We start from the raw sequence: 15,386 nt of genomic DNA on the forward strand, positions 1-15,386 counted from the left end.
CCGCTGTGACGGTCCAGCAGGCCACGGATTTGGCACCTGAGCTGCCCGGCACCCAGATCGTGGGCGTGCACGTCACCCCCGGCGGGCGAGCGAGGTTGCCCGGTGGCCGCGAGGTGACACCCGAAGCCCTCGCCGGGGAGGTACGGCAACACCAGCACTTCGTTCCCGGTCTTGCCATCGCGCTGCTGGGGTGCGCCGCCCATCAACGACCGGGGCCCGGTGAACTCACATTCGCCGAACGGTTCGCCCGTGCCCTCGGCACGCGGTTGTGGACAACAAGAGCCGACGTCGTTCAAACCCCGGACCGCCTCGTTCACGCCACAAACGTCGAAATCGCCCGGGACGGCACGCTGCGACCCACATTCGTCGACGGGCTGGGCACCGGCCACTGGTACCTACTGGGCTCCCAAGGCGAGGAACTTGGGAGATCCGGACCTGAACTAGGTGCCGCAGTAGCACTCAACGCCACACCACCGCGCTACACCGGCGAAACACCACCCGCAGTGATCAGATGGACAGGGGAGCCGTCCGGCGGACCGACTAGCCAACCGCCCGTGTCGACGCGGTGGGGGCCGGCACGGGAACCACAACCGGCACGGGAACCACAAGGGGTGTCCGACGAGGTACGGGAGCAGATCACGAACTGGGAGCCCACACCCGGAGGACCGGAAAACCTGCGTGCTGTCCTGACCCGCCACAAGCTCAACGTCGTCCGCAACGGTCGGGGACGTCTCGAGAACCCGCTCACGCGAGAGCTGGTCGGTGAGTGGGTACAGAATATGGGCGGGAAAACAGACCCGGTCACCAACCACGCCTACGCCCCCAGGCGGGTGGCGGAGCTGTCCGGCGGCCTGACCAGCGACGTGTCCGTGTCGAGGTGGTGGAAGTCGGCACGGGAAGCACAAGCGGCACGGGAACCACAAGAGGTGTCCCCCGAGGTACGGAAGGAGATCACGAACTGGGTGCCCACACCCGGAGGACCGGAAAACCTGCGTGCTGTCCTGACCCGCCACAAACTCAACGTCACCCGCAAAGGCCAGGGACATCTCGAGGACCTGCTCACGCGAGAGCTGGTCGGTGAGTGGGCACAGAATATGGCCGGGAAAACAGACCCGGTCACCAACCACGCCTACTCCTCCACGCGGGTGGCGGAGCTGTCCGGCGGCCTGGCCGGCCACACGTCCGTGTCGACGTGGTGGGGGCAGGCACGGGAAGCACAACCGGCACGGGAACCACAAGAGGTGTCCGACGAGGTACGGCGGGAGATCACGAACTGGGTGCCCACACCCGGAGGACCGGAAAACCTGCATGCGGTCCTGACCCACCACAAACTCAACGTCACCCGCAACGGCCGGGGACTCGTTGACCCGCGCACGCGAGAGCTGGTCCGTAAGTGGGCACAGAATATGGGCGGGAAAACAGACCCGGACACCAACCACGCCTACGCCGCCACGCGGGTGGCGGCGCTGTCCGGCGGCCTGGTCGGCCACACGTCCGTGTCGGAGTGGTGGAAGTCGGCACGGCAACCACAGGAGGTGTCCGACGAGGTACGGCGGGAGATCACGAACTGGGAGCCCACACCCGGAGGACCGGAAAACCTGCATGCTGTCCTGACCCACCACAACCTCAACGTCACCCGCCACGGCCGGGGACTCGTTGACAAGCTCACGCAAGAGCTGGTCGGTGAGTGGGCACAGAATATGGCCGGGAAAACAGACCCGGACACCAACGACCGCTACACCGCCACGCAGGTGGCGGAGCTGTCCGGCGGCCTGACCAGCTACACGTCCGTGTCGGAGTGGTGGAAGCGGGCACGGGAACCACAAGGGGTGTCCGGCGACGAGGTACGGCAGGAGATCACGAACTCGGAGCCCGAATCCGGTTCGAGGCGGCGACATGAGGTAGTGGAGCTACCGGCCAAGCGGCAGGCCGTCCGGGACGGGACGGAACCACCGGGTAAGAAGCGGGTCTCCGGGCAAGCCGAGCCCCCTGGTGTCCGCCACCTGGGCCAGGCACACACCGAAGTGACCTACCCGGAGGGCCCGCACGGCGACTTCTCCGCGCTGGCAGGAAACCGCTCTGAAATCGAGGTGACCATCGACAACGGCGGCTACTTCGCCGTGGAATCCGCACAGGCCGCGGCGAAGGACCTGCCCGGACCGCCCCCCCAGCCGCTGACACCCGCCCCCGTACCGGAGGCGGCACCGGCGGGATCGTCTGATGAGGCTTCTGCTGCTGAGTCTGCTGATGCGAGCGTGCCGGATGTAACACAGATGACGGAGAGTGGGGCCCGCGAGAAGGAGGAGTCGGATGAGCAGGCGCGGGCGTCGCTGGCGGGCTGGGTTGCGCAGGTGCGTGCGTCGCTGGAGGAGATCAGGTCTGGCCAGGATTGGTTTGCGTTGCAGGAGTGGGATTTTGTTCTGCAGTCAGAGCAGGCGTTGCCGACGCTTGATGAGGCAATGCGGGAAGCTCGGGAGGAGTTGCAACGGCAGTTAGACAAGATTACGGACGACGTGATTGTTGAGCTGAAGAGGTTGATCGGGCTTTTGGATGAGCATTTCGCGGCGTTGCCGGCGGACTTCCGTCCGAATGTGCGTGCCCAGGTCGCTGTTGCGAGGGCGGCGGCGGAGCAGGGGAGTTGGCCCTTGGAGCAGGTGGACAAGATCGCGTCTAGGCTGGAGAAGATGATGGAAGCCGAGCAGTCTTTGCGGAATGTCCGACTGGGCTTGGCGCGGGACGGCGACTCCAGGCGAGCTCCGGATGACGAGTGAAGCATGGCGGTAGCGCGGCCCAGCACCCAGCCGGATGACACGGCCAGGACGCAACGGATCGAAACCCCTGAACTCGATTCCGATTTTGATGGCTAGCGACACCAGGCGGGCCGCCCAAGTTTTGGTACCGACAACGTTTCGAGGAGAAGGAAATGACCACACCTGACCAGAAAGCGGACGTAAAGGCCGCCTTGCACGAAGTGCTGTTACGGCAGGCCGGATTCGCGCCGGACGAGTTGGTCACGCAGGCTCGTGTCTGGCTCGCGGACGACCGGTTCGACGAGGTTGCCCGCGCGGTAGCATCCACCGCCGCGCGCTACGTCCTGCCGCTCACCGAGGGGGATCTGGGTGTGCTCATGACCGTCTCCGAGGCGGAGGGTGCATCGCTGGACGCCCTGGAAAGCATCGAGCCCATGATCGACGACCCGCCGCTGGTGTGGAAGTTCAGCGCCGAACCGCCGGATTCCGTTGACTCCATCGACGATTCCGGCGTGGCAGCACTGATCGAGGCCCTCGGTGAAGAACCGGCCGCGCTCGGATTGTGGCGTGCATGGCGAAGCTCCCCGGATGGCGCACCGTACCCACCGCCGCGAGCTGTCTACGTCGTCGAAGCCGACGATGACGACCTACCCGCGCTCACCGCTCGGCTGCAGAAAGCGCTCGTCGCCGCCGGGGAAGCGGCTCCGCAGGTCGAGGTCACCCCGGTCGTCGGCCCGGTGCCCACGTATCAGCGGGCTGCCCGGGCTTACGGTGCGCTCCTGTGGGCTGCTACCGAGGCGCCGGAAATCTCGGTGGCGCGGGTTTTCGACGCGGTGGACCCGATTTCCGGCCCGAGCTTCGCCCCGGACCACCCGCGGATGAACGATGAAGCCGAACGTGGCCAGATCCTCGACTACCTACGCGCCGGCACTGCCCTGATGATCACGACGGCCACTCTGGAAGACGTCGTCGATCCCACCCGTGGTGCGGTCGTCCCAATGAGCTTCCGCACCGACGGCAACTGGATTTGGCCGGATACCGTTGCGTACTACCTGGAACACCACCACCTGGCGCCAGATCCGGACCTACTGGCGCACATCCGCGACGCTGGCCTACTTCCCCCAGAACTGGACGCGGTGGCCATACACCGAGCAATGGACGTACTGCGCAAACCTCCGGAAACCGAACCAGTCTGGACCCGCTGAGCCGGAACAGATGAGGTGAGCGACTCCGGCAGAGTCTGTTGACCACCCTGGGTAAAGACGGGCACGGCTCTTGTTGATCACGTGAAGGCTCAGGTCCCGTGATCATGTGAGGGAGCCGTGCCCGTTGGTGACGCTGCCTGAACCCTGTCGCCTTCGGTCTACTGCCCCGCTGTCTCGTAGCGGCGCTGTGCATGCGCTGGCACGGGGGAGGCGGCTGATCCCGCCACCTGGGCCCAGCCGCACACCGCGACGAGCTCAAGCCCACAAGCGGGCCAGCGGTCTCCGCCGCGCTGGGCGACCGTTTCGTAGAATTCATTGATGTCGCTGAACTGCTTGCCGCACTCGAGGAAGGGCTCGTTGCCGACCGTTATAATGTCAACCTTGCCCATGATGACGGCCAGGACCTTGTCCAGGCGTTCGAGTGCAATCTTCATCGCAGCGCTACCAGCTGCTGGAAGGCCCGGCTTGTAGTCGAATTACAGGCTCAGCACGGTGCCATAGCCGTGACTGGCGTCGGCCATGAGCTTCCGCATCCCGGACTGGCCGCCGGCCACGTCGCCCTGGTCAGCGAATTGCAAGTTGTAGAAGCCCCGCAATCAGGTCGCCGAGACAGTCCGCAACTCGTCGAAGTTCGAGGTGTCCAGATTCTGGTCGATGTCGGCTCCCCGCACGCCGCTGGGCTGCGGTGCGGTGACCGGACTCGTCGAGGCGTCGCTGGCCGGCGTGCCGCCACCCCCGGGAGAACACCCCGCCCCACCCACGGCGGCCAGTCTCATGGCCATAGTGGACAGGCCGAGCATCCGACGACGCGACAGCGCGACGCGTTCACCCGGGCACGATGACGAAACCTGGCCCATTCGGCACTTCCTTCCCCCATGAATCGACAACTTGGACTCGTCCAAAGAATCAACGGCGGATGAACTCGCGCTTGACATCAGGTCCGCATACCTGCCCGTTTGCGCGCCCCCCGTTGCTCGTTCTCAACCGGATGCCGGTGCGCCGTATTTATTGATGATCTAGCGCATTCGGGCAATTTTCTTTCATGAGGTAGAGGCCGGTATGGTCGAGGAAAACGAATGCGCACCTGATAGCTGCTGCATATTGGTACCGGCCCGGTCTCCGCAGCGGCGTGAGCATCGTTGACGGCTTCGGGGTCGGCATGCGCTTCTACACGGTCGACATCGCTGGCCGCACGCACCCGACGCAGCTAGGCGGCCAAACCCGGTCCAGTAGAACCATGTTTTCCGACGGGGGCCCACCTGCCCATCGGCGGTGATAGCTTCGGCGTCCCCTATCGGTGCACACCACGACACAAACATGCGCAACGGCCCACCCATATTGCCGAAAGATCATTAGGGTGACGCAAGGTGGAAATGGCCGGAAATCTGTGCCCTTTCGGACCGGCCTTCCCGAAAAGACCGTAGATTAAGAGACGTTTGTACCGCGACTGACCAGCACGATGAGGGGCAGTATGGAAGAGGCCCAACTTGGGTGAACCCTACGCACGTTGTGGTTCGTGCACAAGGTGACGGTATTAGCGCGGAGGTGTGTTGCGGATGGCTGCGATCGTGGTTGAACGGGCTGGTGCGTCGGTGCTCGTTCGCGCCGGTGGGGCCCGGGACCCTCGCTTGGCGTTCGCGGACAAGGTGGCCGCCGAGGATCACCGCAAGGCAGTCGTCGTGGACCAGATGGGATACGCGGCGCTGCACGCACACGATTCCCAGGTGCTGACCGACCTCAGCGGCGCGCTGTCGCGTGGCCGCGGCCGTCGCCGGGACAACGTGCGGCTGGTGGCCAGTGGTTCCGGTCGTGCCAACCCGGATGGAACACCATCGCTAGCGGCGAGACTGGCCCGGCAGTTGGGTGTCGAAGTGATCGCACCCGACGGTGAACTGGTCATCCTGCGTGGCGGCGAGCTCTTCTCGGCGGGCCCGGGCGCCGGGTGGGTGCGCTTCAGGCGCGGGCGAATGACCAGATGCGACGGGCCCCGATTTCCCGCGCCGCCGTGGGAATCAGAGTTGCCCGAGGATTTCGCGGCGCAAGCCACCGACCGGACAAGTGTGGTGGCGATCCCGGCAGGTCTGTGGGTGCGGACCGCGAACACCCGCCCAGCCCCGCTGTTCGACAGCGGCTTCGGCGTGCCGCCGGATGACCGGCTCCGCATCGTGGTTGGAGCACCGGGCGAAAAAGTTCCGGACGTGGCGGACGTCGCGAGGATCGTAGAATCTTTGCCGGATTCCGTCCGGCACAACTTCGTGCTAACCGTCTACGGGCCTGAGCCGGTGGGACCGGTGCCGTTCGCGCAACAGCTCGCCGCTTACCTGGGTGTCCCAGTGCGCGCGAGCCATGGCATGCCGTATTACGCCGAGGCCGGTGCGCGAGGCATGGTCGCGATCAACCGGGCGGGCTACCCGACGTGGCGGCCGTTCCTACACGAAAGCATGTACCTTCCGCATGGTGCCCCGACGCCGTGCAGCGGTGTCGCTCCGGCATCGGGACTGCACAATGCCGGACCCGGTCGGTTCTGGCTCACCGAGGGCTGGCTGGTTGACCTGATCCCATGCGGTTTTCTGGTGCGACCGGCCACTGCCACACCGGAAGCCGTCGCCACTCGGTTGCCGGTAGATCCCGACAATGTGAACCTGATCGTCACCGCGGTGACCAGGGCCGCCGACGAGGTGCCTGCTCGGGCCCTCGCCGCGATCGAGAAGTTCGCCCGTTCCCTGCCGGAAGACGCCCGGCAGCGACTGCGTCTAGTGGCGTCGCATTGGGTCCACCCCGGTTCCCTCGTGGGGCTGGGTGGGGCATTGCGGGTGCCCATGCACGTCTTGACTCCGTCCGGTCCGCAACTTGATCGGTCGACGCCAGACAAGATTGGTGCCCCGCAGAAAGTTGCTGTGCCACAGGAGGCAGCTGGGCCACAAGAGGCGGTCGGGTCACAGGAGGCAGCTGGGCCGCAGGAGGCTGCTGCCGCAACGACCGGGGTCGACCAGCTCCGCCCGGCAAAGACCGACCGCCCCGCCAATCATCAGGAGCCGAGTAGTCCGGGGCTGCCGGCCGCAGCGGAGCCCGAAGCGGAGTGGAGCACATCCGCGTTGCCTCAGGGCCCGACTGCCGTTGGCCGGCCCAAAGCCGTGGTCGGCAGTCCCGATGCTGCGGTCCCGACTCGAGCCAAGCCATCAGAGGGCAGTTCCCGCGACGTTCGTTCTCCCCAGCCGCCTTCGCACCGCGATCCGGCACCGGTCGCGGTGGACCGTCGTGGCCGGATACGACCGGTCGGAACGAACTGGCAGCGGCGGCGCCGACCCGGATTCCTCACGCCGGAGCCCGGAGCATCACAATCACGGACGCCGAGCGAAAGCTCACGATTGCCACCGACCGACGACTCGCCTGTTCCATCAGTCAGCCTGCCTTCAGCCCAGTCGGTGTCCGGGCTGGCGCTTTCAAGCTCCACTTTCGCTATCCCGCCCGTTGCGCGCTCCGATCACAACGCGCAGCAGGGCTCCGATCTCGACGCGCAGCAGGATTCGCAGGCACCGGTTTCGGCGCACGCAGCGAGTGGATCGTCGGCGGGTCCCGGTCGGATTGAACCGCGTCGGTTCAAAGCCCCTGAAACGTCAGAACTCAGAGGCTTTGATGACGGGCCGACCTTGGTCCTGCCGATAGCGCCTTTGGTCCGTTCGGCATCGACATCGGCCGAGTCGCCTCCGCCGCCGCCCACGACGGAAGCATGGGCGGCACCCGTGGCGGCGCAGGAACCGATGCCACCGGGCGCGCCGGAAAGCGCCGCTGCCGCCCTGACCAACAGCGCCGCTGCCGCCCCGACGGCCCTGTCGGTTCCGGATGAGAAGAACGCAACACCCGTAACAGATCTGTCAACCGTGCTAGAGGCGTCGCCCGTATCAGACCTTTCGTCTGCACCGGACGTGCAGCCCGAGCCGGAGCTGTCATCCAAACCGGACCCGGCATTCGCGCCGGAGCCTGCGGAGACGGACGCCGCGGCGGAGCCCGGGGACCCGGACGCTGCCTCGGAACCCGGGGAGCCGGATGCTGCCTCGGAACCCGGGGAGCCGGATGCTGCCCCGGAACCCGCGCCAGCGGCGACCCCGCTGCTGCTGGCCGACCACGTCAGCACCGACGAGGAGCGCAGGAAGTTCCGGGCTTCGCTCGGCTGGCGGTTCGACGCGGCGACGCAGATGGTCACACGGATGCTCGCCGAGCGTCCCGGCATGCGCGCGGGGGGCGGAACCGCCGAAGCCTTGACGACGGAGTTGGCAGCCGCCCAAATTTTCGCCTCGTCCGAGCAGACCGAAGTGGTGGAGGCGATCCGATCCGGCAGCGGCCAGATCGAGCTGTCCTACCTGCACTGCCTGGCCAGCGGCCTGCGGAGGTTGCCGTCGCTGCAGGGAGTCGTGGTTCGAGGCGGCCCATCCGACGCCGCCGCGGTCGACGACTACGTGGTGGGAGCCGAGCTATTGGAGCCCGCCCCGATGGTGGCGAGGGCCGATATGGAAGCGGTCGTGCCGGGCGCCGTCGAAGTGCTGATCTGGTCGATCACCTCCCGTCGCCTGGCGGGTCTGGTCGAAGGGGAGCGTCGAACCGACGTCGTGTTCCTGCCTGGCACGGTGTTTCAGGTGGTGGCCGTCGACCGCACTGCCGCCAAGCCTCAGGTGCTGCTGGCCGAAGTGCCTCCTGGCTGGGACTTCACCAGCGAAAGCGGCGAGCGTCGCGCCAGCCGCATCAGGAAGAAGCTCGAGGCCGCAGCCGCCGCGCGTGACGGCGTTCGAGACGCTGAACCGGATGCCGAGGACGAGGCCAGGTTCGCCGCGTTGCCTGGCATGCCCAGGACTCCTCTCGCCGTGAGCTCCCGGAGCACGTCGTGACCTATGCAGCGTCGACGGTGGAGCGCAATGACCTCTACGAACTCCTGCTGCGCCTCGCGGGCCGGGTGCCAGATGACGGCCTGGCCATCATGCGAACCTGTCTGGCCGACGGCGAGGAAGACCAGGTCACCGCGCTTCTCGTCACCGCTGTCACGACAAGAGGGCTGGCGCTGGTCCAACACGAAGTGGAGGTGATCCGAACCTTGGCCGCCCAGCACGGTGTGCGAACTGCGGAGCTGGAAAAAGCGGCCATCCTGACAGAATTGCCACCACCTGCGTTCGAGTTCACCACACCCCCCATCGAGCAGGATGGGATGGACGAGCAGGACGCGATCGTGGTCGAGGCCGCGAGCCGGGTTGGCGGGCTGCAAGGGCTGTGGCGTGCCGTTCGCCGATCCGTTGGCAGCGACGTGCGGCTCTACCTGGGAGAAGTGGAGCCGAGCTCGGACGTGGTCGAGCTCGCCGCCGAATCGCAGCACAGCCTGGTGGAATCGGGTGTTGAACCCAGGATCGAGCTGTTCACCGAAGGCACGGAACTCGCTCCCTACCACGAAGCCGCGCTGACGAATGCTGAGCTGGTCTGGACGGCGGCGCCTCCACCCCAGATCCACCTCGCGCGCACCTTCGACGGTGCGGACCCGGTGCGGGGACCGTACTTCAAGCCCGACCACCCGCGGCTGCCGGATGCTGACGCGGCACGGGCCCTCTCCTTCTTGCGGGCCGGAGAGACCGTGCTGAGCAGCGCAGCACTTATGGACGACGTGATGCAACCCGGCCAACCCGCCCCTGTGCCGGTCAATTTCCGCTCCGACGGCACTTGGATCTGGAGCGACTCGGTGATCTACTACCTGGAGCGCTACAAGCTCTCCCCGGAGCCCGACCTGGTCGACCATGCGTTGACGTCGACGCCCCCGCCCTCGGCGCTCAGCCAACTCACTTACCACCACGTCCTCGCCGAACTGTTCGCGCCCGCACCCCAGGAGTCGATGTGGCAGGCAAGCTGATCAACGGTGGCAGCACGAGATCGATGCTGACCGTCTCCGCCACCGGACCTGACTGCTACCGCACCATCGGTGACGCCGTGGCGGCAGCCCGCGCCGGCGACGTCATCTCCATCCAGCCCGGCACATACCGGGAATCGGTGGTCCTGCACCGCGACGTGACGCTGTCGGCCGCCGGGCCCGCAGGAGCCGTCCGCATCGAGTCCAGTGCGGAACCGGCGATCCAGATGACCGCCGAATCAGCTGCGCTCTCCGGCATCGTTGTTGTGCACAGCGGTCCTGAGACGTCGGCGATCGACGTGCCCTCCGGTCGTCTCCGGTTGGACGAGTGCACCGTGGAGGCCGAGTCGGCCGCTGCGGTGTTTGTGCGGGGCCAAGCTGAGGTGCTCGCGCACGCCTGCACTTTCGTCAACCCCGGGGGTGCCGGACTGATCGCCGTCGAAAGGGGCGGAGGCAGTTTCGACAAATGCACCTGGCGCGAGATGAAAAACTCCGCTGTGGTGTTCCGCACTGCTGCCACCCCGCTACTCCTGGACTGCACGATCACCGACGTGAACGGAAGTGCTGTGCTGGCGGCCGAACGGTCACGAGGCACGGTGCGGGACTGCCGGATCGTGCGTGCCGGCAACCCCGCGGTCGTCATCGAAAGCGGCAGCACCCTGCAGGTGACTGGAACCTCCATTGTGGAGACTGGCGGTGTCGGCGTGCTGGTGGCTTCCGGCGCCACGCCGCTCCTGGAGGACTGCTCGATCGACGACGCGACGGCACAGGGCATCGTCCTCATGCAGCAGGCCGCGCCGGAGATGCGTCGCGTCAAGGTCAGGCGTCCGGTCGGCTACGGCATCCACGTGCTGGAAGGGTCGGCCGGTGCATTCATCGAGTGCGAGGTCAGCGGTGCCAATGACGTCGGCGTGTTCGTCGGCGAGTCGCACACGGAGTTCAACGAACTGCGTGTCGAAGGCAGTGGGGCGACGGGGATTCTGGTTAGCGACTCGGCTAACCCGTCCTTTTCGGACATTCAAATCCAGGCATCCGGTGGCTGCGGCATCGAGGTCCGCGGTGGTGCGTCACCCCGATTGATCGGCGCGGTGATCGCGGCATCGGCCGCGGACGGAGTTCTGGTCACCGAGCGCGGGAGCCTGTCGGCCGAGGACTTGGCGGTCACGGGCTCCGAGGCAGTGGGTGTGCGGGCCATCGATGGTGGGCATCTCGACTTTCGCGGTGTCACGGTGTCGGGCAGCGCCGAGGTCAACATCCTGGTCACCGACAGTGAGGCCGCACTGCACGGATGTGACCTGTCCGGGGCCGGCCAGCAAGGCATGTTGATTTCCAGCGGGTCGTCGGTGGAACTGACCCAGACCCGGGCTGCCGCGTCGGAAGGGTCCGGTATCGAATGGGCAGCCGGTACCACCGGCAGCATGTCGCAGTGCGAGGCCTCCGGCAACGGTGGCGACGGCGTCGTGGTCGCGTCCACCGAGCCGATCAACATCCGGGAATGTCTGTTCGAATCCAACGGCGGTGCCGGCCTGCGCGTCTCGGTGCGTCGGGACAACCTGGAGCTCAGCGGTATCGAAAGCAAGCGGAACAAGGACCCGCAAAGCGACACGACCGGTAGCGACTCGCGGTTGTCCGAGCAGCTGAAGCAGCCCGGGAGCACCCGCTCGGCCAAGACGCCGGGCAAAACTGCCGAGAAGGAAGGAAAACCGGAGTCGTCCGCGCCTCGCAAGTTCGAAGGACCGCTGGGCGGACTGCTCGACGAACTGAACTCGCTCGTGGGCTTGGCAGACGTCAAGCGGGAAGTGGAGATCCTGACCCGGCTGGAGCAGATGGCTGAACGGCGGGCCGCTGTCGGCCTCCCGATGCCTCCGATGAGCCGGCACCTAGTGTTCACCGGCGCGCCCGGTACCGGTAAGACCACTGTGGCACGGCTTTACGGCAAGATCCTCGCAGAATTGGGAGTGCTGCGGATCGGGCAGCTCGTCGAGGTGGGCCGCGCCGATCTGGTCGCCAGCATCGTCGGTGGAACGGCCCTGAAAACCACCGAGTGCTTCGAAAAGGCCTTGGGCGGCGTGCTGTTCATCGACGAGGCGTACACGCTGTCGGCGACCAGCGGGGGCGGCGCGGACTTCGGTCGCGAAGCGATCGACACGTTGGTCAAGCTGATGGAGGACCACCGCGACGACATCGTGGTGATCGTGGCCGGATACACCGTGGAAATGCGGAAGTTCCTGGCGTCCAACCCGGGCCTCGGCTCACGGTTCTCCCGCACGATCGAGTTCGCTGACTACTCCTCGCAGGACCTGGTCACGATCGTGGAAGGCCTGTGCCGGGCAAATGACTTCCGGCTGGAGTTCGAGACCCGCGAAGCGGCCCTGAACTACTTCGAGAAGCTGCCGCGCGACGAGACTTTCGGCAACGGTCGCACTGCCCGGAAGGTGTTCGAGGAAATGATCGGGCGGCAGGCCTTCCGCCTGGCCGATGTCCCGGACGCCACCGCGGTCGAAATGACCCGCCTGCTGCCCGAGGACATCGGACCGCTGCCCGGCAGCGGAATCGGTGCGGGCGCGGCGGCCGCCGACGCCGAGAAGGTCGAGGCACTGCTCAACAAGCTCCAGCAGATGGTCGGATTGGCCGAGGTGAAGTCCGAGGTCAGCAACATGGTCGATCTGTTGGCCTCGGCTGGGCAGCGGCAAGCCGCCGGACTCCCGGTGCCATCGTTGAGCAGGCATCTGATCTTCGGCGGGCCGCCCGGTACGGGTAAGACGACCGTGGCGCGGCTATACGGTGAAATCCTCGCCTCGCTCGGGGTTTTGCAGCGCGGCCAGGTGGTCGAGGTTGGCCGGGCCAACCTGGTAGGCGAGTACGTCGGCCACACCGCGCAGCGCACGACGGATGCATTCGAGCGGGCCCGCGGTGGCGTGCTGTTCATCGACGAGGCGTACACGTTGTCGTCGCAGCGCGGCTCCGGGACTGACTTCGGGCGCGAAGCGATCGACACCCTGGTCAAGCTGATGGAGGACCACCGCGACGAAGTCGTGGTGGTGGCGGCCGGCTACGAAGAGCAGATGGAGGATTTCCTGGCCGCCAACCCAGGATTGTCCTCGCGCTTCTCCCATCGGGTCCGCTTCGCCGACTACACCAACGACGAACTGGTCACGATCGTCACCCAGCACGCGGCGTCGGCTGGCTACGAGTGCACTGGGCCGACGGTGGCGGCCCTGCGCGCCCACTTCGTGGCGGTACCACGGGGTGCCTCGTTCGGCAACGGCCGCTACGCCCGCCAGGTCATGGACGAAGCGGTGACCCGCCACGCGAAACGCCTGCGCCTGACCGCGTCCCCGACGCTGGAGGATCTCTGCGTCCTACTCCCGGAAGACATCCCAGGCCCAGCCGAGATCGTCGGGACCTAAGCCTCGATATCCACCGACCGGCGTTGGTGGATCGAGGCTGCCGGTGATCGATCGTGGGCGGCATTGGACAGGGTTATGCAGCCTTGGGCGCGGGGCCAGCGTTAAGGCCGTTTCGAAAGTGGTTTGCGTAGCGGTGCGGGTAGCGGAACCTCAGAGGCATTCTCGCGCACGTGTTCCCCGACATCATGAATGCCAATTCACCGTGTCGGGGACTGGCCTCGCCGAGAGCCTTCGGCGGGCACAACCCCTGAGAACCCGCGGCGGTGCCAGTTGAGTCCCACACCGCAAGCGGCTGCCGCCGCTTAAAAAAGTCCTAGGGCAGGCGCAGTGTGAGTCGCCGGGAGGAACGGCGATGCGTGCTGCGGTGTGCATGAGCTGGGCTCGGATGGTTCGGCCGGTGGCGTTGGCGTGGAAAGCCAACCCGTTTGCGGGTCGGGTCAATGTCGATGAACGCGACTTGGCCCTCCATACCACAACGGCTTGCCGGGGCCGTTTTCAGTGCCCCGGCAAGCCGTAACGCCTCGATCCCGAGAGGTTCAATGCGCGGATGTGCTGGTCTGCGCGTGGTCGACGGAACTCGTTTCGCGCGGAAGGGGGATGGCCGGTTGGGGCTTCTCGGCTGCGTAGCCGATTCCGAGTCCGGATACCAGTCGGGCGACCAGGGCTTCCTGCTCGGCAAGGTAGAAATGCCCGCCAATGAAGCTCCGGTAGGAATACGTCCCTACCGCCAGCTCATTCCAGGCCGTGGCATCTTCCAAAGGCGTGAGAACGTCGCTGTCAGAATGCAACACGGTGACAGGGCAGGTGATCTTCGCCGACGGGTCGCATCGGTAGCGGTTCAGCATCTCGTAATCCGCGCGCAGTGTCGGCGCCATCAGGCTTTTCAGCGTTCTGCTGCGGTAGATCGACTTGGGGATACCACCGATGTTGTAGGAGTGGTCCCACACTCCGTCGTCTGTGACGGGAAGCGGCTCGCGCCGGTGCAGCCGGTGGGGGGCGGAGATGTTTGATACGACCAGGGCGTGTGGTGGAGCGCTTTCAACGGCAGCGAGTCTGCGAGCGACCTCGAAGGCCACCACCGAGCCCATGCTGTGCCCGAATAGTAACAGCGGCACTGCTGGCAGGGCGAGGATATGCGAGGTGATCTCGGCTGCGAGTGGACAAATCCCCGCTGCGGGTTGGTCATACGGCCTTCGGCCGCGCCCCGGGTATTCGACGGCATGGAGTTGGACGCCGGGCACGATGTTTGCTGGCCACCTGGCGAAGAAGTCCGCGTGGCCTCCGGCATGGGGAAAGCACACGAGGTTCAGATGCGGGGCCGGATGGGAGCCGAGGAGCCACAACGAGGGTGTGGCCGCCTCTGCCCTGGGCAGCGGAATGGGCTTGTCCAGCATCAGATGCTGCCACCTCCGTCCGCGGTGATAATCTGCCCGTTGATGTTGGTGTGATCGAGGAGCAGGGTCCGGACAAGCGGCAGGATGTCCTCAGGTGTGACCAGACGGCCGGTGGGGGTGCGGCGTGCGATGGAGGCGACCTGGTTGGCGCCCAGTACTGCGGACATCTCCGAGTCGAAAAAGCCAGGGGAGATGCAGTTGACCAGCACACGGTCCCGCCACTCCCGGGCGAGCGAGCGGGTGGCCGATTCCAGTGCGCCCTTCGTGGCGGAGTACACGGTCAGCCCTGGATAGCCGCGTTGGGCACAGACGGAGCCGATCATGACGATGCGGCCCCGTCGCCCTGATGCGAGCAACGTGCGCAGGAAGTCTCGCGTGAGCAGAAGTGGCGCTGTGAGGTTGGTGGCGATGAGGGACTCGATGTGGTCTGGCCGTGTCTGCACGAGCATGGAGTCCTGGCCCACCGCCGCATTGTTGATCAACGCGTCGGGCGGGCCAAGACGCTCCGCCGTGCGTGACAGGAACTCGCTAACCATCGACCGGTCGTTGATATCGACACTGTCGTGGTAAAGGCGGTCCCCGAACGCGTCTTGCAGCTCTAGCAGGCCAGCGGTGGGCGTCCTGGCAAAAGTGGCCACCCGCAGGCCGGCCTTGAGTAGATCGGTGGCCATGGCCAGGCCCAAGCCTCGGGACGCGCCTGAAATGACCACTGTGGTGGCGGCTGGTACCGGCATTGTGGGCGC

At 66.2% G+C, this 15,386-nt stretch carries 8 protein-coding genes and 1 pseudogene; 5 read left to right on the top strand and 4 right to left on the bottom strand.

The features are described 5' to 3' along the window. Both ACWDKQ_RS24240 and ACWDKQ_RS24245 read left to right on the top strand, forming a co-directional pair. A pseudogene (locus ACWDKQ_RS24240) lies at positions 1–2,771 on the top strand (hypothetical protein); the annotation flags it as partial. Positions 2,772–2,923: 152 nt separating this feature from the next. Further along, entirely contained in the window at positions 2,924–3,955 is a 1,032-nt protein-coding gene (locus ACWDKQ_RS24245; protein WP_450141045.1) for a hypothetical protein, read from the top strand. Between the two features lie 158 nt (positions 3,956–4,113). On the opposite strand, the gene ACWDKQ_RS24250 is transcribed toward ACWDKQ_RS24245, so the two are convergent. Beyond that, a complete protein-coding gene (locus ACWDKQ_RS24250) occupies positions 4,114–4,389 on the bottom strand; it encodes a hypothetical protein (RefSeq protein ID WP_450141046.1) in 276 nt (91 codons plus the stop codon). A 162-nt stretch (positions 4,390–4,551) separates the two neighbouring features. After that, positions 4,552–4,812 carry a hypothetical protein gene (locus ACWDKQ_RS24255; RefSeq protein ID WP_450141047.1) on the bottom strand — a complete coding sequence of 87 codons (261 nt, stop codon included), beginning with the start codon at positions 4,810–4,812 and terminating at the stop codon, positions 4,552–4,554. Between the two features lie 699 nt (positions 4,813–5,511). Here ACWDKQ_RS24255 and ACWDKQ_RS24260 point away from each other — a divergent pair. Genes ACWDKQ_RS24260 through ACWDKQ_RS24270 form a run of 3 tightly spaced genes read left to right on the top strand, consistent with a single transcriptional unit; the run spans position 5,512 to position 13,249 of the window. Next, the gene (locus ACWDKQ_RS24260) at positions 5,512–8,838 is read left to right on the top strand and encodes a hypothetical protein (RefSeq protein WP_450141048.1); all 3,327 of its coding nucleotides are present in this window, start codon (positions 5,512–5,514) and stop codon (positions 8,836–8,838) included. Beyond that, positions 8,835–9,842, top strand: a complete 1,008-nt coding sequence (locus ACWDKQ_RS24265; protein ID WP_450141049.1) for a hypothetical protein — start codon at positions 8,835–8,837, stop codon at positions 9,840–9,842. Before ACWDKQ_RS24260 ends, ACWDKQ_RS24265 begins: the two co-directional genes overlap by 4 nt. Next, positions 9,827–13,249: a right-handed parallel beta-helix repeat-containing protein gene (locus ACWDKQ_RS24270; RefSeq protein WP_450141050.1), complete on the top strand. Its 3,423-nt coding sequence runs from the start codon at positions 9,827–9,829 to the stop codon at positions 13,247–13,249. Before ACWDKQ_RS24265 ends, ACWDKQ_RS24270 begins: the two co-directional genes overlap by 16 nt. Positions 13,250–13,785: 536 nt before the next feature. Here the strand turns inward: ACWDKQ_RS24270 and ACWDKQ_RS24275 are convergent. After that, positions 13,786–14,643, bottom strand: a complete 858-nt coding sequence (locus tag ACWDKQ_RS24275; protein WP_450141051.1) for a thioesterase II family protein — start codon at positions 14,641–14,643, stop codon at positions 13,786–13,788. Further along, positions 14,643–15,377 (bottom strand): SDR family NAD(P)-dependent oxidoreductase, encoded by a 735-nt coding sequence (locus tag ACWDKQ_RS24280; RefSeq protein WP_450141052.1) that lies wholly within the window; start codon positions 15,375–15,377, stop codon positions 14,643–14,645. The genes ACWDKQ_RS24275 and ACWDKQ_RS24280 overlap by 1 nt, the downstream gene beginning before the upstream one ends. Positions 15,378–15,386 lie beyond the last annotated feature (9 nt).

This window comes from Saccharopolyspora sp. NPDC000995 (assembly GCF_053599315.1).